At 35.9% G+C, this 18041-nt stretch carries 20 protein-coding genes and 2 pseudogenes; 3 read left to right on the top strand and 19 right to left on the bottom strand.

Going from position 1 to position 18041, the window contains the following annotated elements; genetic code table 11:
* Positions 1-5 precede the first annotated feature (5 nt).
* From JQ841_RS07635 to rpsP, 4 genes are all read right to left on the bottom strand, one after another.
* Entirely contained in the window at positions 6-794 is a 789-nt protein-coding gene (locus JQ841_RS07635; RefSeq protein WP_203180706.1) for an alpha/beta fold hydrolase, read from the bottom strand.
* A 107-nt stretch (positions 795-901) separates the two neighbouring features.
* Positions 902-1549, bottom strand: coding sequence for a hypothetical protein (locus JQ841_RS07630; protein ID WP_238395607.1), 648 nt, complete (start codon positions 1547-1549; stop codon positions 902-904).
* A gap of 14 nt (positions 1550-1563) precedes the next feature.
* On the bottom strand, positions 1564-1803 hold the full coding sequence (gene kphA / locus JQ841_RS07625; protein ID WP_000379617.1) for an RNA-binding protein KphA: 240 nt from the start codon (positions 1801-1803) through the stop codon (positions 1564-1566).
* 19 nt (positions 1804-1822) lie between these two features.
* Positions 1823-2095 carry a 30S ribosomal protein S16 gene (gene rpsP / locus JQ841_RS07620; RefSeq protein WP_049520696.1) on the bottom strand — a complete coding sequence of 91 codons (273 nt, stop codon included), beginning with the start codon at positions 2093-2095 and terminating at the stop codon, positions 1823-1825.
* A 175-nt stretch (positions 2096-2270) separates the two neighbouring features.
* Between rpsP and JQ841_RS10000 the strand changes: the two are divergent.
* Both JQ841_RS10000 and JQ841_RS07615 read left to right on the top strand, forming a co-directional pair.
* A pseudogene (locus tag JQ841_RS10000) lies at positions 2271-2471 on the top strand (hypothetical protein).
* 152 nt (positions 2472-2623) lie between these two features.
* Positions 2624-3427, top strand: a complete 804-nt coding sequence (locus JQ841_RS07615; protein ID WP_203180569.1) for a peptidylprolyl isomerase — start codon at positions 2624-2626, stop codon at positions 3425-3427.
* A 55-nt stretch (positions 3428-3482) separates the two neighbouring features.
* Here JQ841_RS07615 and JQ841_RS07610 read toward each other — a convergent pair whose 3' ends face one another.
* The 7 genes from JQ841_RS07610 to JQ841_RS07580 all read right to left on the bottom strand — a co-directional run bounded on the left by JQ841_RS07610 (position 3483) and on the right by JQ841_RS07580 (position 10181).
* On the bottom strand, positions 3483-5024 hold the full coding sequence (locus tag JQ841_RS07610) for an ABC-F family ATP-binding cassette domain-containing protein (protein WP_000025378.1): 1542 nt from the start codon (positions 5022-5024) through the stop codon (positions 3483-3485).
* Between the two features lie 116 nt (positions 5025-5140).
* Entirely contained in the window at positions 5141-5614 is a 474-nt protein-coding gene (locus JQ841_RS07605) for a VanZ family protein (protein WP_203180568.1), read from the bottom strand.
* On the bottom strand, positions 5614-6699 hold the full coding sequence (gene rlmN, locus JQ841_RS07600) for a dual-specificity RNA methyltransferase RlmN (RefSeq protein WP_143952280.1): 1086 nt from the start codon (positions 6697-6699) through the stop codon (positions 5614-5616). The genes JQ841_RS07605 and rlmN overlap by 1 nt, the downstream gene beginning before the upstream one ends.
* Positions 6700-6719: 20 nt before the next feature.
* Complete coding sequence (locus tag JQ841_RS07595) at positions 6720-7250, bottom strand: YutD family protein (RefSeq protein WP_049551866.1); 531 nt, start codon at positions 7248-7250, stop codon at positions 6720-6722.
* Between the two features lie 173 nt (positions 7251-7423).
* Positions 7424-8029, bottom strand: coding sequence for a superoxide dismutase SodA (gene sodA, locus JQ841_RS07590; RefSeq protein WP_203180567.1), 606 nt, complete (start codon positions 8027-8029; stop codon positions 7424-7426).
* A 145-nt stretch (positions 8030-8174) separates the two neighbouring features.
* A complete protein-coding gene (holA, locus tag JQ841_RS07585) occupies positions 8175-9212 on the bottom strand; it encodes a DNA polymerase III subunit delta (protein WP_203180566.1) in 1038 nt (345 codons plus the stop codon).
* A 33-nt stretch (positions 9213-9245) separates the two neighbouring features.
* Positions 9246-10181: a dihydroorotate oxidase gene (locus JQ841_RS07580; protein WP_000255154.1), complete on the bottom strand. Its 936-nt coding sequence runs from the start codon at positions 10179-10181 to the stop codon at positions 9246-9248.
* A 244-nt stretch (positions 10182-10425) separates the two neighbouring features.
* Here JQ841_RS07580 and gdhA point away from each other — a divergent pair, with 244 nt between their 5' ends.
* Complete coding sequence (gdhA, locus tag JQ841_RS07575) at positions 10426-11772, top strand: NADP-specific glutamate dehydrogenase (RefSeq protein WP_000199532.1); 1347 nt, start codon at positions 10426-10428, stop codon at positions 11770-11772.
* A 214-nt stretch (positions 11773-11986) separates the two neighbouring features.
* Here the strand turns inward: gdhA and JQ841_RS07570 are convergent, their stop codons facing one another.
* From JQ841_RS07570 to JQ841_RS10125, 8 genes and pseudogenes are all read right to left on the bottom strand, one after another.
* A complete protein-coding gene (locus tag JQ841_RS07570; protein WP_203180565.1) occupies positions 11987-12649 on the bottom strand; it encodes a NisI/SpaI family lantibiotic immunity lipoprotein in 663 nt (220 codons plus the stop codon).
* Between the two features lie 162 nt (positions 12650-12811).
* Complete coding sequence (locus tag JQ841_RS07565) at positions 12812-13474, bottom strand: ABC-2 family transporter permease (protein ID WP_203180564.1); 663 nt, start codon at positions 13472-13474, stop codon at positions 12812-12814.
* Positions 13452-14192, bottom strand: coding sequence for a lantibiotic immunity ABC transporter MutE/EpiE family permease subunit (locus JQ841_RS07560; protein WP_024056656.1), 741 nt, complete (start codon positions 14190-14192; stop codon positions 13452-13454). Before JQ841_RS07560 ends, JQ841_RS07565 begins: the two co-directional genes overlap by 23 nt.
* Entirely contained in the window at positions 14189-14875 is a 687-nt protein-coding gene (locus tag JQ841_RS07555) for an ABC transporter ATP-binding protein (RefSeq protein WP_084926488.1), read from the bottom strand. The genes JQ841_RS07560 and JQ841_RS07555 overlap by 4 nt, the downstream gene beginning before the upstream one ends.
* Before the next feature lie 169 nt (positions 14876-15044).
* Complete coding sequence (locus tag JQ841_RS07550) at positions 15045-16388, bottom strand: sensor histidine kinase (RefSeq protein WP_203180563.1); 1344 nt, start codon at positions 16386-16388, stop codon at positions 15045-15047.
* Positions 16381-17064: a response regulator transcription factor gene (locus tag JQ841_RS07545; RefSeq protein WP_024057852.1), complete on the bottom strand. Its 684-nt coding sequence runs from the start codon at positions 17062-17064 to the stop codon at positions 16381-16383. Before JQ841_RS07545 ends, JQ841_RS07550 begins: the two co-directional genes overlap by 8 nt.
* Before the next feature lie 611 nt (positions 17065-17675).
* Positions 17676-17753 (bottom strand): annotated as a pseudogene (locus JQ841_RS07540) (replication initiator protein A); the annotation flags it as partial.
* A 38-nt stretch (positions 17754-17791) separates the two neighbouring features.
* Positions 17792-17923: a hypothetical protein gene (locus JQ841_RS10125; protein ID WP_080976406.1), complete on the bottom strand. Its 132-nt coding sequence runs from the start codon at positions 17921-17923 to the stop codon at positions 17792-17794.
* Positions 17924-18041 lie beyond the last annotated feature (118 nt).

Genomic DNA, 18041 nt, shown 5'->3' with positions numbered 1-18041 from the left:
CCATCTTATTCTAACAATTCTCGAATAATAGTCGCAATTTTTTCTGATTCTGACCATTGTAAATAATGGTGATTCCCTCCTAAAATGAGTTTAGTATTGGAAGTCCAATATTCTGATTCTCTGTACTCTTTTTCTCTATAAGCCTGACAAAAAATAAATACAGGGGTACAAGTTTCTATCGACAAATTCTCAAAATCTTCCTCAGTAATCTCTCCAGATATCTGAAATCCTGGATCTTGATTTTCCAACTCTGAGCCTTTTCCCTGCATTATTTCCCAGATTTCTTTATTAATTTCAGGGCTAAATGTTGCTTGAGTTAAGTTCTTAAAATAAAGTTCAGGACCACACTCGTCAATCAGCCTCATCTGCTCTTCCATTTCTGGATAAGGATTTTCTGAAAAATCAGCAAACATGACTTTTTTAGTTGTCGGTTCAATTGCTAGTAAAGCCTGACACTTAATTGGTTTGTTGAGCAATTTGCAAGCTAAAATTCCACTCAAACTATGTACACAAAGTATATATTCAGAAATCGCCAATTCTTCAAGTAGTTCATAAACTGCATCTGCAAGATTATCCAGATTTTTTCCAGCTTGGTCATGAATCGGACTCCTACCTGTGTTCGGAAAATCAATAGTCAAATAACCAATTGTAGGAGGAAGTTTTTCAAGTATAAGTGAAAAATTTTCATAACTTGGTAGCAAACCTGCACCACTTAAACAAACTAGCATTTTCTTTTGCTTTTGATAAGTAACAGAGAGACTACCAATTTCTGTAGATACTTCAATCCTCTTCATAAAGAAATCCACTCATTCTGTATAATGAATTATTAAAAATCCTTATCCTTTATTTTATCACGTTCCAGAGATTTTCTCAAGTTGGAGAAAGATACATAGAGATGTCGCTATAGTCCAAAAAGTGCTAATAGTTTCCTCTTTAATGTTAATTTATATTTGAAAGATGAGATATTCACATTCCCATTATACATATTACTATAAAATGTATACTCGCCAATTTCACCCTGACTTGTTTTCCATTTCATTCTTAAACTAGGCATATTCTCTGGTAAATTTGTATGAATCAATAAGCATGTATAATTCTTTAAATTTTTAACTGTATGCAGTTTATCATTATCAACTAAACGATTACTTTTTGAATCATAGATTAAAGAATAAAATTCTATAATTTCAATATCAACTTCCTTTGGATAAAAAATCAAATGGTTATAATGTTTATCATTTTCATCATGTTTAAACTCATATATATGATGAAATCTCGTATGTAAGGAATCAAATTCGATTGGTTTAATTACCTGAATTTCGATATTATTGATATAGGCCTTATTCTGAAAACTAATTTTTAAAATTACACCTATAAAAGTCGAAATCTGTAAAATTCGCAATAACCAATCAATGTACATTGCCCAATCTATGTTTAAAATACAATCAATGTTCATTCTTTTCCAGTCCCCCTTTAAAAAGCCTTCCAAATCACGTTCATGTTGGTACTTAATGGCTGCAATTTTACACTTCTCGCAAAAAAAGCGAGACATCCGTCCCGCTCTTCTTATTTTTCGTCAATAACGATTCTTACTTTTTTGTCTTCAGTTGGGACAGAGTAGACAATCGTTCTTATCGCAGAAATAGTGCGACCCTTACGACCGATTACACGACCCACATCACTTTGATCAAGATCCAAATGATATTCCAAAAATTCTGGTGTATCTTCAATCTTGATAGTTAAGGCATCTGGTTGTGAAATCAAGGGTTTCACAATCGCAATAATGAGATTTTCAATCGTATCCATCTGTCAACCTACTTTAAACTTATTTTGAGAATTTAGAATCGTGGAATTTCTTCAATACACCTTCTTTTGAAAGGATGTTACGTACTGTATCTGAAGGTTGAGCTCCATCAGCCAACCATGCAAGAATGCGGTCTTCTTTCAAAGTTACTTGGTTTTCAGCAACAAGTGGGTTGTAAGTTCCAACTGTTTCGATGAAACGTCCGTCACGTGGTGAGCGTGAATCTGCTACGTTGATACGGTAGAAAGGTTTTTTCTTAGAACCCATACGAGTCAAACGGATTTTAACTGCCATTTTTAAAGTCTCTTTTCTTATTTTTTATTTCGGTGAAATAGCTGAGCTATTTAGCACATGTTCTATTATAACAGATTTCTGATAGGTGTCAAGAAAAAAACTTGACAGACTATAAAATTTTTAAACCATTTAGAAATTTGTTATATTTTTAAAGAAAAATCGGAAAGAGAATGTCATAAATACTATTTTAGAAACATTTTATAAAGACCATCAAGTCAAGCCCTTCATATCGCCTGAACGAGATTTGGATACTTGGCTCCTAAATCCTAAGCCCGTTCCCAAACGAAATATGGACTTATGAGCAGATGATTTGCTTGCAGGTGATATCATTCTACTATGGAGAATCCAGTTTGGTACTTTTACCACCGAAACCTAGTTCCCAAAATACTTCGAGTACACTTATGGTATTGATACCTCTAATCAAGCGATTTTATGGTTGGCTTCCTCTTAAACTGTCTTGTCACTAACATTTGAAATCCCCTTCCTTTTAGGGTACAATGGTAGAAATGAATTTTTGAGAGGAATAGAATGAAAAAACTAGCAACCCTTCTTTTACTATCCACTGTAGCTCTAGCTGGATGTAGCAACATACAACGTAGTTTGCGTGGTGATGACTATGTAGATTCTAGCTTAGCTGCTGAAGAAAGTTCCAAAGCAGCTGCCCAATCTGCCAAGGAGTTAAACGATGCTTTAACAAACGAAAACGCCAATTTCCCACAACTATCTAAAGAAGTTGCTGAAGATGAAGCTGAAGTGATTCTCCACACAAGTCAAGGAGATATCCGTATCAAACTCTTCCCTAAACTCGCTCCTCTAGCGGTTGAAAACTTCCTCACTCATGCTAAAGAAGGATACTATAACGGTATTACCTTCCATCGTGTCATCGATGGCTTCATGGTTCAAACTGGGGATCCAAAAGGAGACGGTACAGGTGGTCAGTCTATCTGGCATGACAAGGATAAAACCAAAGACAAGGGAACTGGTTTCAAGAACGAGATTACTCCTTATCTCTATAACATCCGTGGTGCTCTTGCTATGGCTAATACTGGTCAACCAAACACCAACGGCAGCCAGTTCTTTATCAACCAAAACTCTACTGATACCTCTGCTAAGCTCCCTACAAGCAAGTATCCAAAGAAAATCATCGAAGCCTACAAAGAAGGGGGAAATCCTAGTCTAGATGGTAAACACCCAGTCTTTGGTCAAGTGATTGACGGTATGGATGTTGTAGATAAGATTGCTAAAGCCGAAAAAGATGAAAAAGACAAGCCAACTACTGCTATCACAATCGATAGCATCGAAGTGGTGAAAGATTACAATTTTAAATCTTAAAAACCAAAAAAATACAGTATCCACATTCGGTACTGTATTTCTTTTACTCTCATTCTTAAGTTAAATTATTAAAATCCCAGATTTGATCCATCCAGCCTTCATAGAAGTCTGGTTCGTGGCAGACCATAAGGATAGACCCTTTGTATTCTTTAAGAGCACGTTTGAGTTCATCCTTGGCATCCACATCCAAATGGTTGGTCGGCTCGTCCAGCACTAAGACATTGTTTTCACGATTCATCAAGAGACAGAAACGAACCTTGGCTTGTTCCCCACCTGACAAGACCTGAATTTGGCTTTCAATATGCTTGGTTGTCAGACCACAACGGGCAAGGGCTGCACGGACTTCTGCTTGGTTGAGAGCTGGAAAGGCATTCCAGACAGCCTCTAGTGGTGTTTGACGATTGCCACCTTCTACTTCCTGCTCAAAATAACCAAGTTCTAGGTAGTCACCGCGTTCAACTTCCCCAGCGATTGGCGGGATAATTCCCAAGAGACTCTTCAAGAGAGTTGTTTTCCCGATACCATTTGCCCCGATAATAGCAACCTTTTGATTACGTTCAAAGGTAAGATTTAAAGGCTTGGTCAGAGGACGATCATAACCAATTTGCAAATCCTTGGCTTGGAAAATAAAGCGCCCTGGTGTACGAGCCGGTTTGAAATCAAAGGATGGTTTTGGTTTCTCACTTTGCAGTTCGATAATATCCATCTTATCCAATTTCTTCTGGCGGGACATGGCCATGTTTCGTGTTGCAACGCGCGCTTTGTTTCGAGCCACGAAGTCCTTGAGATCCGCAATTTCTTTTTGCTGACGTTCGTAGGCTGCCTCTAGCTGAGATTTCTTCATCGCATAGACTTCTTGGAACTGGTAGTAGTCACCAGAGTAACGCGTCAACTGTTGATTTTCCACATGATAGACAATATTAATCACATCGTTCAGGAATGGAATATCGTGTGAAATAAGAACAAAGGCATTCTCATAGTTTTGGAGATAGCGCTTGAGCCAGTCAATATGCTCAGCATCCAAGTAGTTGGTCGGCTCGTCCAAAAGCAAGATATCGGGCTTTTCAAGGAGGAGTTTAGCCAAAAGTACCTTGGTTCTTTGCCCACCTGATAAAGAGGTTACATCTGTATCCATGCCAAAGTCCATGACACCAAGGGCACGCGCTACTTCATCAATTTTAGCATCCAAGGTATAGAAATCACGACTCTCTAAACGGTCTTGAAGTTCGCCCACTTCTTCCATGAGAGCATCAACGTCCGCTCCATCTTCAGCCATTTCCATATAAAGGTCATTGATACGAGCTTCAGCTTTGAATAGCTCATCAAAGGCCGTACGGAGAACATCACGCACCGACTGCCCTTCAGCAAGGACAGAGTGCTGATCCAAGTAACCAGCGGTCACATATTTGGACCATTCAACCTTCCCTTCATCTGGCAGCATTTTACCAGTCACAATGCTCATAAAGGTCGATTTCCCTTCACCATTAGCACCGACCAGACCGATATGTTCTCCCTTGAGGAGACGGAAGGACACATCTTCAAAAATTGCACGGTCACCAAAACCGTGACTCAGATTTTTAACTTCTAAAATACTCATTTTAATTCCTTATCTTGTTTTTATACTCTTCGAAAATCAAATTCAAACTACGTCAACGTCTCCTTGCCGTACTCAAGTACAACCTGCGGCTAGCTTCCTAGTTTGCTCTTTGATTTTCATTGAGTATTATGTAATCGGTTATAGAGGAGCCAAGCCAGATAGCCACCCAAGGTATTGGTCCACAAATCATCAATTTCAAAGACGCGATTGAAATCAAAGAAAAAATCCAAGACCAACTGCGTACACTCGATTCCAAGACTCACTAAAAAACTGAAAAAAATCACTTTTCTTGTCTTACGCAAGTTTGGAAGGAGATAAAGGAGTTGGAAAACAAGAGGAAAAAGCAAGAAGACATTGAGGATATTTTGTAAAAAAATCCAAAATAATTGTCCTACATCACTCACTTCGCCCAGTTTCCAGAGAGAATTGAAAGGAGTCAAAAGAAAAACCAGGCGTCCAAGATGCTGAATACCTGGAGTTTCCACTCCCACGGGAGAATGTTCTTGAGGAGTAAAGCAAAAATAGACGATACAAATGCTATAGAAAATGACTCCCCAAACCAAAATATGATTATAAGTTTTCTTCATCATTAAGGATTGACTGCTGCGACTGCTTTCTGGCGGTCACGTTTCATTGTGTTAGAGCGCAATTGTCCACAAGCTGCATCAATATCTGTACCATGCTCTTGACGAACAACACAGTTGACCCCTTTTTTCTTAAGCGTATCATAGAAGGCCAGGACGCGCTCTTTAGGACTACGGCTATATTGGTCATGCTCACTAACTGGGTTATAAGGAATCAAGTTGACATAAGACAATTTCTTGATGTTCTTGAGCAATTCAGCCAATTCTAAGGCTTGTTCTACACCGTCATTTACTTCATTGAGCATGATATACTCAAAGGTTACACGACGATTGGTTGTTTCGATATAGTACTCAATAGCAGCAAAGAGTTTTTCAATCGGAAAGGCACGGTTAATCTTCATGATGCTTGAACGCAACTCATTGTTAGGTGCGTGAAGGGAAACGGCAAGATTGACCTGAACTCCTTCATTAGCAAAATCACGAATTTTATGGGCCAAACCTGAGGTTGAAACCGTAATGTGACGAGCACCGATAGCCATTCCCTTGTCATCATTGATGGTACGGACGAAATTCAAGACATTGTTGTAGTTATCAAAGGGCTCACCGATACCCATGACAACGATATGGCTGACGCGTTCGTCCTGACCACGCTCATCAAAGTATTTCTGAACCAGCATGATTTGTGCTACGATTTCACCGTTATTGAGGTCACGTTGTTTCTTAATCAAACCAGAAGCACAGAAGGTACAACCGATATTACAGCCGACCTGAGTGGTCACACAGACTGACAAACCATAGTGTTGACGCATGAGTACTGTCTCAATCAACATACCATCAGGCAATTCAAAAAGATATTTAACGGTACCATCAGCAGACTCTTGAACGATACGTTGTTTCAAGGGATTGACCACAAACTGGTCATTGAGCTTAGCAATCAAATCCTTGGAAAGGTTGGTCATCTCTTCAAATGACTGGACACGTTTACGGTAAAGCCATTCCCAGATTTGATCTGCACGGAATTTCTTTTCTCCCTGCTTCAAAACCCATTCCTGCATGGTTTGACGTGTTAAACTATAAATTGACGGTTTCATTTCTTCTCCTTATTCTCTACTCACTTCTGACGAATGACAAAATGACGTTGTCCCTTGTCCTCTTTCTGAGAATGCTGGTCTTTCTGACGACGTCTATTTTTCTTATCTGCATTCGGTTTTCGTTTGGTTTGAACCGGTTTCTTTCCTTTTTTAGAAGGTGTTTCTTCTTCCTTCTTACGCATTTTCTTGTCAAATGATGCTCGCTTAGGAGCTTCATTTTCTAAGACAAAATAGGCACAACCATAACTACAATACTCTAAAAGGTAGTCTTGTAAACGACTGATTTTTTCAAGTTTTTCTTCTGTTCGATCATCCTTGTAAAAACCTCGTAGGCGAAGCTGTTCGTTGCTCCAATCTCCCACGATATAATCAAACTTGGTTAAGACTTCTGAAAAACGCTGATTAAAAGCCGTCACATCAAAGGCATCCTTGATATTTTCCACCAAGGAAAAAGCTATCCCTTCCGTTTCAACCTTGTCCCCGTGTAAATGAAACTCAGGACCAGGAAACTTGTTATAGTTGTATAATTCAGGTGCAATTTCTTTTCGCATAGATATCCTTTTTCCACGATTACTTAATACTTTATTCTACCATAATTTCTAGCAGTTAGCACGTTTCTCATAAAAATGAAAAAAGTCTGACGATTTTGTCAGACTCGAATCATATGACCTAAAAAATCATATAACCTAAAAAAGAGAAGAAGCATTCTTCCCTCCATATACCATTATTTAGCGGCTGCGTACAATTCATCTACTTTGTTCCAGTTGATTACTGAGAAGAAAGCTTTGATGTAGTCAGGACGCACGTTGCGGTATTTCACGTAGTAAGCATGTTCCCAAACGTCCAAGCCCAAGATTGGTTTTTTACCTTCTGAGATTGGTGTGTCTTGGTTTGCTGTTGAAGTCACTTCAAGTTTACCTTCTTTGTTGACAACCAACCATGCCCATCCTGAACCGAAACGAGTTGTTGCTGCTGCAGTGAAGGCTGCTTGGAATTCTTCAAATGAACCAAATGTTGCATCGATTGCTGCTGAAAGTTCTGCTGATGGAGCTGTTTTCTCAGGAGTCATCAATTCCCAGAAAAGAGCGTGGTTCAAGTGTCCACCACCGTTGTTAATAAGTGCTTGACGGATATCAGCTGGAATAGATTCCACATCAGCAAGCAAGACTTCAAGGTCTTCACCGATTTCAGGGTGTTTTTCAAGAGCTGCATTAGCATTGTTGACATAAGTTTGATGGTGTTTGTCATGGTGCAAGTGCATTGTTTCCGCATCGATGTATGGTTCCAAAGCGTCGTATGCATATGGAAGTTCTGGTAAGATAATAGCCATCTGTAATACCTCTTTTTCTTTCTATATGAAAATGATAACGCAAACATTCACTTTTTTCAAGTTTTTTGCTTATAGATAAGGAAATCAGCAAGAAACCCACGACAAGATAATCCTGACGCGGGTTAAAAAAATTTTTCAGATAGGATTAATTTACCTGACTAGCAATCTGCAAGAGTGCCTTTTCAAAAAGGAAACTCTTTTCATAAAGACCTGTCTTAATCTGATAGTCTGTCTCAATCAAATAAGAAATAGCTTGCTTCAAAAAGCTCAAGGAAAGTCCTCGTGAATCCCTCAGCGCAAACTTGATTTGATAGGGATTAGGATTGCGTCCGAGAAAACTTCCTAGACTACTTGCAATCTGCGATTCTGTTTGCCCAGACTCCGACAAAATTTTCACCTGAGTAAAAGTCCGAAATTGTCCTAGCATGACTGCAATCAGTTTAATTTCATCTTCCCCTTGCAAGGTCAAGTCTCTAACCAAGTCGCGCGCCTGATCCATCTTTTTAGTCAGAATAAACTGAGTTAAATCAAAAATATTGTCCTGCAAGGTCTTGGGAATAGCGTTAACAATATCCTCTTCCTCGATAACAGAGTCTTCTTTATAGGACTGTAAAAAGAGGAGATTTTTCTGGATTTCGCTAAATTGGAAACCAGACTTGATGAGGAGATTTTCAAAAGAATGATTGGCAAACTGCAGACCTTGTTTCTGACTCCACTTTTGAAAATACTGGCGCAATTCTTGTTCTTTGGCTTCTACTGCATCAAAGACCTTGGCATCACGCTTCAGTAATTTAACCAACCGTCTTTTACTATCCAGCTTTCCTTCTGCAAAGATTAACAACTTAGTTATTGGTGAAGGATTGTCAAGGTATTCCTCAAACGACTTGAGCTCAGCATCTGTTAAAAAGCGTTTCTTGGCTGTTGTGATATCGACAAAATGGTCTAATATCACGATTTTCTCATCCGCAAAGAAAGGAAGGCTGACCAACTCCAGTTCCACATCCTTGTAGACCACTTCTTTCATATCAAAGTAGGCAAAGTTGAGGTCAGCAGAATCATAGCCAATCTGTTTCAACACTTGACTCTTCATCACTTCAAACTGACCCTGGTCTGTCCCTGTAAATAGGCTCAGACTAGGTAAATTTGATAAAGTCAACTTCTGGCTTTCTTCAATAGCTAGCATCTTCTCTCCTTTCTTCTGATTTTTCGATTTAATTTAGTCAATGTAGCGCAATTTCCCACGGAAATCTTCTAAGCTCTCATACCCTTTTTCCGACATGATTGCTTTCAGTTCATTGGTAATACGTTCGAAGGCACCAACACCTTCTTTGTGAAGGGTGGTTCCCACCTGTACCATACTAGCACCACAGAGGATGTGTTCAAAAGCATCTCGACCAGTCAGAACACCACCTGTTCCAATGATTTGGATTTGAGGATTGAGACGTTGATAAAAAGCATGAACATTGGCTAGAGCAGTCGGTTTGATGTACTCCCCACCAATCCCACCAAAACCATTCTTAGGTCGAATAACGACAGATTCATCTTCTATATAAAGGCCGTTCCCAATCGAGTTAACACAGTTGACAAACTTGAGCGGATATTTATTGAAAATAGCTGCCGCTTGGTCAAAGTGAACAATGTCAAAATAAGGTGGTAATTTAATCCCAAGAGGTTTGGTAAAGTAGGCAAATACTTCTGCCAAAATTCGGTCAGTTGTCTCAAAATCATAGGCAATCTGAGGTTTACCTGGAACATTTGGACAGGAAAGATTTAGCTCAGTCAGACCACGAAACTCACTCTCTTGGACTTTTTTCAAGATAGTATGGGTTTCCTCTGGAGACATTCCAACTAAGGATAGAAAGAAGGTACGATTCGGTTCCTTTTCTTGTAATTCCAGAAGATAGTTTAGGTAATAATCTAAGCCATTATTTGGCAAGCCCATAGAGTTGATGGAACCAAGGGGAACATCTTGATAGCGTGGCTCAGGATTTCCCTGACGAAAGTCCAAGGTCGCTGTCTTCGTGACAAAGGTTCCTGCTGCTGAGTTTTTAACGCCTTCTAACTCTGCTATCGTCATACAAGCCACACCTGCCGCATTCATCAAACAATTGTCAAACTCAAAACCAGCAATTTGCGTTTTCGTTGATACCATGATTCTGATCCTCCAGATTCCTTTTATTGCTAATATTATACCACATTTTCAGATTTTCTCTTTAAGAAAGGCATTTATAAGAAAAACGTTCGTATTTTTATCTATTATCAAAAATTCCAATTTCAAACAATCCCAAAAATCAAATTGAAAGAATTTTTAGAAAATTTTTGTTTTTCTCTTTACAGTTAAAAAAAATTCTGCTATAATGACACACATAATTAAATTAGAATTTAAGGAGAACGATATGACATCTGCTAAAGAATATATCCAAAGCGTGTTTGAAACTGTAAAAGCTCGTAACGGGCACGAGGCTGAATTCCTCCAAGCTGTTGAAGAATTTTTCAACACTTTGGAACCTGTATTTGAAAAACACCCTGAGTATATCGAAGAAAATATCTTGGCACGTATTACTGAGCCTGAGCGCGTGATTTCTTTCCGTGTTCCTTGGGTTGACCGTGATGGAAAAGTTCAGGTAAACCGCGGCTACCGTGTTCAATTCAACTCAGCTGTTGGACCATACAAAGGCGGACTTCGTTTCCACCCAACTGTAAACCAAGGGATTTTGAAATTCCTCGGATTTGAACAAATCTTTAAAAATGTCTTGACTGGACTTCCTATCGGTGGAGGTAAAGGTGGATCAGACTTCGATCCTAAAGGTAAAACAGATGCTGAAGTGATGCGCTTCTGCCAAAGCTTCATGACTGAATTACAAAAACACATCGGACCATCACTTGACGTACCTGCTGGTGATATCGGTGTTGGTGGACGTGAGATTGGTTACCTTTATGGTCAATACAAACGCCTTAACCAATTTGATGCTGGTGTCTTGACTGGTAAACCTCTTGGATTTGGTGGTAGCTTGATTCGTCCAGAAGCAACTGGTTACGGTTTGGTTTACTACACTGAAGAAATGCTCAAAGCTAACGGTAACAGCTTTGCTGGTAAGAAAGTTGTTATTTCAGGTTCTGGTAACGTAGCTCAGTACGCTCTTCAAAAAGCAACTGAACTTGGTGCAACTGTTATCTCTGTATCTGACTCAAATGGTTATGTCATCGATGAAAATGGTATCGACTTCGATCTTTTGGTTGATGTTAAAGAAAAACGTCGCGCTCGTTTGACTGAGTATGCAGCTGAGAAAGCAACTGCTACTTATCATGAAGGCTCTGTATGGACTTACGCTGGTAACTACGATATCGCTCTTCCATGTGCGACTCAAAACGAAATCAATGGTGAAGCAGCTAAACGTTTGGTTGCCCAAGGCGTTATCTGTGTCTCTGAAGGTGCCAACATGCCAAGCGACCTTGATGCCATCAAAGTTTACAAAGAAAATGGTATCTTCTACGGACCTGCCAAAGCTGCCAACGCTGGTGGTGTAGCCGTCTCAGCCCTTGAAATGAGCCAAAACAGTCTTCGCCTCTCATGGACTCGTGAAGAAGTTGATGGACGTCTCAAAGACATCATGACAAACATCTTCAACACAGCTAAAACAACTTCAGAAACATACGGTCTTGATAAAGACTACCTTGCAGGAGCTAACATTGCTGCCTTTGAAAATGTGGCAAATGCCATGATTGCACAAGGTATTGTTTAAGATTTATTTGCTCAATCCTCAATCGCTCCGATTGGGGATTTTTAGTTTGAATTAAAAAAGTTGGAAAATTACTTACTCGCCCCCTTTTTTGCCCCTGTTAGAATAAAAAGGAAAACCGCTACTCCTAAGAATAGCGGTTTAATCATGTTTTTAAGCTACTAATGTAGTCGCTCTATTATTTGGCGTTTTTTCTTTTAAAGACTTTTTGCCCAGTTTAACTTCTTAAGAAAGCCAAATGATATTCTCCATTCAATTTAACTGCTACTTTCTCATGGATAGACTGATTTTTTAAAGAACAAATTTCTCCATATTTCCAACTTTCGTGCTCCCCTGATAATCTAGTGACTGACTTCACTTGATTATCTAAGTTAGCAACTGTAGCACTAAGCTCTTCTTTGGGAATAATTTCTTCAGTAATTGTAAATGATTGTTCCCCTACCTTCAACTCTCTGGCTTCTTGCTCATTGATAGCAAATCCTCCTACTAAGCGAACATTGAATAAGTCAGAAACTTTTAGTAGTTCTTCTTTAGAAATATTATCAAGTAGTCTACATTTATAGAAAGTACTATCAATTTTTATGGCAAATTCTCTATTCTTGGTCTGATATAAGTCACCAATCTCCAATAAATCATTCTTTATTTCATTATTGGAATCATCGTAAGATATTTCATAAATATCATAATGATTGCTTACTTTACTTTCAATATCTTCATATAAAATTAATTGATTAGTTACACCATAATGCTCTCCTTTATAATCAAATCGATTATAACTTGAGTCGAGAAATTTAACATCATACTTCTCATATGTGCATCCAGTCAATCCAAGTAAACTTAAGAAAAAAATTACGGAAAGATAGATTTTTTTGAATTTCATAGTTCTCCTCCTAATTTTCTATAGTTAAATTATCAAAAATCAATAACGCCTCTCTCCAATATGTCTTTACAGACTTATTTTGGATATGAAGTAAAGTCAAAACAATTCCCAAACTTCCATCCAAAAATTTAACACTCCCTTCATTTCAATCATAGTATATAATTAAACACCTTTTCTGCTTACAACTACTAAATTAGCAACAAACAATAATACAACATAAAAAGTTAAAGCTAATAAATAGGTTGTGCTTCTAAAATTATTTTCTAAAATTATATTAACTGGCAAAATTACTGGAATCCAAAAAATATTAAGAAAAACTTTATTTGTTGCAAATAATATAAATAAACTTTCTACAACGGCTAAAAATAAATTTCCACCTTTCGCAATAAACAATGTCAATAGCATGTGGAAATGATTTAGCAATATTAGTAATAACCAACTAACTATTCCTACGTAAAAATAATATGAAAAGTGTTCTAACTCTATACCTACAACTACCCATAAAGGAATAGTGAGTAAAGATAATAGTAAATCTAACACAAAAAGTTTCGCTCCCCATATACTAGATATATTTCTCCCGCTCCTAATATTCTGATAATTATTAGCATTGATTTCTTGTTCAGATACTAATAAAGTGATTATCGTAGTTATCATACAATAGCCTAACATGGGTAAAAAGATAATATTTTCCAATACAATTGTGTTATTTACAGATAATATATAAATTGGAATTGTCAATAGTTGTATAGTAGACAAAATCAAAATAATGTATAGTTGATACGAACCTTTAAATTTAATCATTTCACTTTTTAGCAATTGGATCATTACTTAACCTCCAATTTAACATTAACAAAGAAACAATAAATAGAATCAATGATAGAAATACGGCAAATACTACCATTTTAACGTCTGTTACATGATTTGTTAAATCTAAATCTCCTGACGGTTTTATATACATAAGACTATAAGCAATTTTATAATGATATGTAAAAGGAAAGAAGAACCAAAAGCTACTTTGAGCGATAAAAGGTGCAACCAAAAAACAAATCAAGGAGTTAATAGATACTAGGATATAGGGATTGATCCATTTCGAAAATAGATACAAGAGTGGCAATACCCATATGGATGTTATCGAAATAAGTACTAAACAAATTAAGTCACCAATTATATTCAATGATATTAAGTCGGCATACAAAAAATTACTTGTAAATAATAATATAGCTAAAAACCATACGTTAGAAATGAGTAAATCTTTTAATTTTAAAAGTATCTTTACGATATATATTTTTATGCTATCATTTCGAAAGTATATATTCTGGAAGTTTCCTGCAGCTTCTTCTGCTTTATAATCATATAAAAACAACAATCCAATAAGTGTATACAAAAAGACGGCTTCCCACCAATATATTGAAAAACTTTCTATAATACTCGGTCCAACAAGTAATATAGCTATTAAAATCGACAAGCCAGGAGCTATTATCAAGAATTTTTTGGATGTATTTTTTCGCTGTTTTAACCATTCTGATTTAAATATTTTTATCATATTGCGTCACCTCCATGAACAATTCTAAAAAATAAAGATTCTAAATCATCACTTTGAACATTCGAACCGTCGTAAAAAATTTGACCATCATGTAAAATAACAATTTTATCTGCCACTTTACTAACTTCATACAGTTGATGGCTAGATAAAAGAATTGTCATTCCTGATTTCTTTAAAGAAATCATTAAATTCAATAATTCCTTTATACCATTTGGATCTAATCCATTGGTAGGTTCATCCAAAATGAGCAAATCTGGACTAGTAATTATTGCCATGCCTAATCCCAAACGTTGTTTCATACCTAAAGAAAAGCTCCCTGCTTTTTTCTTTCCCGTATTAGATAGCCCAATCAAGTTTAATACTTCATTAATTCGTTCGTCAGAAATGTCATATAACAATGCTCTAGTTTTTAAGTTATCAAATGCAGATAAGTTCATATAGATAGCAGGAGTTTCAATAAGCGCTCCAATCTCATATATGCCCGCATTTTTTCCCCCATTAAAAATAACCGTACCACTATCAGCGTTTTCAAGACCAAAAATAATCTTCATAATTGTTGATTTTCCAGCACCATTGATACCTAATAATCCACAAATACTTCCCTCTTTTATTTCAAAAGAAATATTTTTCAGCACTTCTCTATCCTTATATGATTTTCTAAGTTTTTGAACTTGTATATTCATAACTATAATTCCTCCTTTATTTATACTTGTACGTTACACTTTATTTTTCAAAATTTGTTCAGATTTTCCAATTTTAAAAAATAAAAAAATAGACAGTCCTCAATTTAGAAAACCATCTATTTTAATACATAACTATTATATGGAAGCTATCTAGTATATCCCTATAGAATTATTTTTTAATAAGCAACGTCACTTGAGCACCACCTCTATCTGGATTTGATAAAAACAATTCTCCAAAATGTCTAGTTGCAACTTGTTTAGCAAATGCTAACCCTAAACCATAGTGCTTATTATTCCTACCTTTATTCTCAGTATAAAATAACTTATCTGCATTTAATAAGGACTGTTCAGTAAAAGGGAGACCATTGTTCCACACTCCAAAATTAATATACTCTGTTTCCTCAATGATAGTAAGAGTAACTTTTTTTTCTCCAGAACTATATCTTGCTGCATTTGCTAAAATATTAATTAATGCCCTATTTAAATTAAAACGATTTCCCTTAAAAAACATTAATTTTGTAGTATTAATAATTTTGAAATCAACCTTTGCATTATTCATTACAGATTTCGCCTCTACTGACAGATCACTTAAAAAATCAGGTAAATATATCTGTTCCCCATAATCTTTATCTTCAATTAGTAATCTTGAATAATCAATCATTGAACTAAAGTATCTTTCAAAAATCACTATACTGTTATTCATTGACTGAGTATATTCCTTCTGTTGATCAGTCAGGTAAGTTAATTCAAGCAACTCTAAATTTCCCTTTAGTACTGTTAAAGGAGTTTTTACATCATGAGCTAATGCACCAACTTGAAAAGATAAATCTTCCTTCTCCCTTCTTTCTGATTTGAGTAAATTAGTTAACTCGTCGTCCTTTTGATATAATACAGAGAGAATTTCATCGAACTCTTGTATTTGAGCTGGAATCTTTTTTTCTTTAAATGTTAACTGCCCCATGTTTAAAGCTTTTTTTTGTATAAGTAGAAAATTTTTTGAAAATTCTTTTATTAATCTTGTAAGTGACCAAATGAGTAAAATCGTTTCGAAAACGAAGAAAAATAAATAAGAAAATAGATTAAATGAAATGTGACGCAAATTCGGATTAACAAACTCAGGTATCATGGGTTGCCTGACAGTAAGTACAATCTCTGAATTAGCATAATACCCATAATACACCTCACTATTACTTACAGATTCATTTTTAGCAAAAACTTCTCGATAGGCAGGCAAATCCTTTTTTTGATAATTACCCTCTTCAATTGTATCTGTCTTGCGATTAAATACAACATAGTCAAATATAGAGTTATTCATTGCTTGAACTACATCACTTAAATTGCTGGTATCACTCACTGAAATTTCAATTTTAGAGTCGTATACATTTAATTGTCCTGTAAAAACAAGTAAATAAGTAAATATAAAAAATAAAAGTATACTCAGTAACGTACCTGTTACTAGTTCTAAAACAGTCCTTATTATACGTCCTCTAATTGTACTATTCTTCTTAATCATGCCACTTGTATCCCATACCTCTAACTGTTTTTATAGGATTAATTCCATAGGATGAGAATTTTAATCTTATTTGATAGATATACTCAGATATTGAACGAAAGAGGGTTTCAGCATCATCATCATAAACGTTTTCATATATATCTTGTACAGTAAAAATTTTTCTTGGATTGCTAGATAATAGCTCTATGATATCATATTCTCTACTTGTAAAGGCAAGACTATCTCCATTAATACAAACAATTTTTTCTTGTAAATAAATCGTTATTGGAGATAATTCTCGAACAATTTGATTACTTAATTCACCTTGTTTGTATCGTTCTTCTCGTTTGAGATTTGCAGCAACTTTAGCAATTAATTGATTGATGCTGAAAGGTTTTGTAATATAGTCATCTCCTCCTAAATTCAATCCTGATACTATATCATCTTCGGTGTCTTTTGCACTAACAAAAATAATAGGGGAGCTTACTTTATTTCTAATCTGCTTACAAATTTGCATACCATCTATATTAGGCATCATTACATCTAATAAAATCAAATCAAATCCTTTGAAATTATTAATATTGATTGGTGCAGTCACTTCTTGATACGTCGTTACCTGATAGTTTTTCATCTCTAAAATAGTTCGCATCAATTTCAAAATTTCAAAATCGTCATCTACAACTAATATCTTATACATTCTATCACCTCAAAAAATTTTAGAGAACTACCTGCAATGCTCCGTATTTCTGACAAAGAATAGTCTCAATACATCAGTTTGTAATGTAAATTAAATTTTTAGAAACTAGTATAAATCTATTTTACACTATCTTGAACAAAATTCGTAATATTTAATAATATAATTTGAGTGCCATCAATATCATTTCTTATCCAGCAGAAATAACCATAACTTTCCCATCTATATATGAATAATCCTCCCCCTTAAGTTCTCCAACGTAATGTTTCAATGCTTCTTGATTATTTTAATCTAGACCCTCATCACCTACTGAAGCAACAATTATTGAACCTTGACATTTGAGATTGTATCAGAGAAAATTCAGATTTTATTCAGAGAAAAAATCATCTTTACACTACTAGTGAAATTCAAATTTAAGAAAGAATCAATTTCTAAAATTTTTCATGTCCTAAAAAAACGGAATACGTTTTGAACTTGTTCAGATTATTTTCTATCCCTTCTTCCACTTATGCCCAGCCCAGCCTGCCAAGACAAGTAAAACAAGGTTAAAAATGATAAAGAAATGTGACCTTTTCAACTTTTCTTTTCAAGATAGGTTGAGTATTCCTATCCTCCTCATTCTCAAAAAGAATTTTAGGTAATTTATAATACCGTTCTGAAGTTTGGTATTGATTTGCGGTAATTCGTTTCATAGCGCCCCTCCAAGTTCTTTGAGTATTAAATCTCCACTTTATTCCAATCGAACCAAGCCACTTTTTTCTAATTCAGCCATACGAGAGATGGCTTCAACAATATCAATTCTCATTTCACGTACTAAAAATGAAATGACAATATAGCGTGATGATTGTAATTCTTTTGTCATTTTCCCTCCTGAAAATAAAAAAAGGAGAACAATATTCAACTGTTCTCCACGATAAATTTGTTAAAAAGAAAAACCCTGCCAAATTAATTTTTGGTAGGGTTTTTGGTAGGAAACTAAA

Origin of the sequence: Streptococcus mitis, from assembly GCF_905187535.1 — a bacterium.
GTDB lineage: Bacteria > Bacillota > Bacilli > Lactobacillales > Streptococcaceae > Streptococcus > Streptococcus mitis_BS.
This window is presented reverse-complemented; position numbering and strand designations above follow the sequence as displayed.

Excerpts from the sequence above, each read along its gene's own strand:
- JQ841_RS07635 (WP_203180706.1), bottom strand. The coding sequence starts at position 794 with ATGAAGAGGATTGAAGTATCTACAGAAATTGGTAGTCTCTCTGTTACT.
- JQ841_RS07630 (WP_238395607.1), bottom strand. The coding sequence starts at position 1,549 with ATGTCTCGCTTTTTTTGCGAGAAGTGTAAAATTGCAGCCATTAAGTAC.
- kphA (WP_000379617.1), bottom strand. The coding sequence starts at position 1,803 with ATGGATACGATTGAAAATCTCATTATTGCGATTGTGAAACCCTTGATT.
- rpsP (WP_049520696.1), bottom strand. The coding sequence starts at position 2,095 with ATGGCAGTTAAAATCCGTTTGACTCGTATGGGTTCTAAGAAAAAACCT.
- JQ841_RS07615 (WP_203180569.1), top strand. The coding sequence starts at position 2,624 with ATGAAAAAACTAGCAACCCTTCTTTTACTATCCACTGTAGCTCTAGCT.
- JQ841_RS07610 (WP_000025378.1), bottom strand. The coding sequence starts at position 5,024 with ATGAGTATTTTAGAAGTTAAAAATCTGAGTCACGGTTTTGGTGACCGT.
- JQ841_RS07605 (WP_203180568.1), bottom strand. The coding sequence starts at position 5,614 with ATGATGAAGAAAACTTATAATCATATTTTGGTTTGGGGAGTCATTTTC.
- rlmN (WP_143952280.1), bottom strand. The coding sequence starts at position 6,699 with ATGAAACCGTCAATTTATAGTTTAACACGTCAAACCATGCAGGAATGG.
- JQ841_RS07595 (WP_049551866.1), bottom strand. The coding sequence starts at position 7,250 with ATGCGAAAAGAAATTGCACCTGAATTATACAACTATAACAAGTTTCCT.
- sodA (WP_203180567.1), bottom strand. The coding sequence starts at position 8,029 with ATGGCTATTATCTTACCAGAACTTCCATATGCATACGACGCTTTGGAA.
- holA (WP_203180566.1), bottom strand. The coding sequence starts at position 9,212 with ATGCTAGCTATTGAAGAAAGCCAGAAGTTGACTTTATCAAATTTACCT.
- JQ841_RS07580 (WP_000255154.1), bottom strand. The coding sequence starts at position 10,181 with ATGGTATCAACGAAAACGCAAATTGCTGGTTTTGAGTTTGACAATTGT.
- gdhA (WP_000199532.1), top strand. The coding sequence starts at position 10,426 with ATGACATCTGCTAAAGAATATATCCAAAGCGTGTTTGAAACTGTAAAA.
- JQ841_RS07570 (WP_203180565.1), bottom strand. The coding sequence starts at position 12,649 with ATGAAATTCAAAAAAATCTATCTTTCCGTAATTTTTTTCTTAAGTTTA.
- JQ841_RS07565 (WP_203180564.1), bottom strand. The coding sequence starts at position 13,474 with ATGATCCAATTGCTAAAAAGTGAAATGATTAAATTTAAAGGTTCGTAT.
- JQ841_RS07560 (WP_024056656.1), bottom strand. The coding sequence starts at position 14,192 with ATGATAAAAATATTTAAATCAGAATGGTTAAAACAGCGAAAAAATACA.
- JQ841_RS07555 (WP_084926488.1), bottom strand. The coding sequence starts at position 14,875 with ATGAATATACAAGTTCAAAAACTTAGAAAATCATATAAGGATAGAGAA.
- JQ841_RS07550 (WP_203180563.1), bottom strand. The coding sequence starts at position 16,388 with ATGATTAAGAAGAATAGTACAATTAGAGGACGTATAATAAGGACTGTT.
- JQ841_RS07545 (WP_024057852.1), bottom strand. The coding sequence starts at position 17,064 with ATGTATAAGATATTAGTTGTAGATGACGATTTTGAAATTTTGAAATTG.
- JQ841_RS10125 (WP_080976406.1), bottom strand. The coding sequence starts at position 17,923 with ATGACAAAAGAATTACAATCATCACGCTATATTGTCATTTCATTTTTA.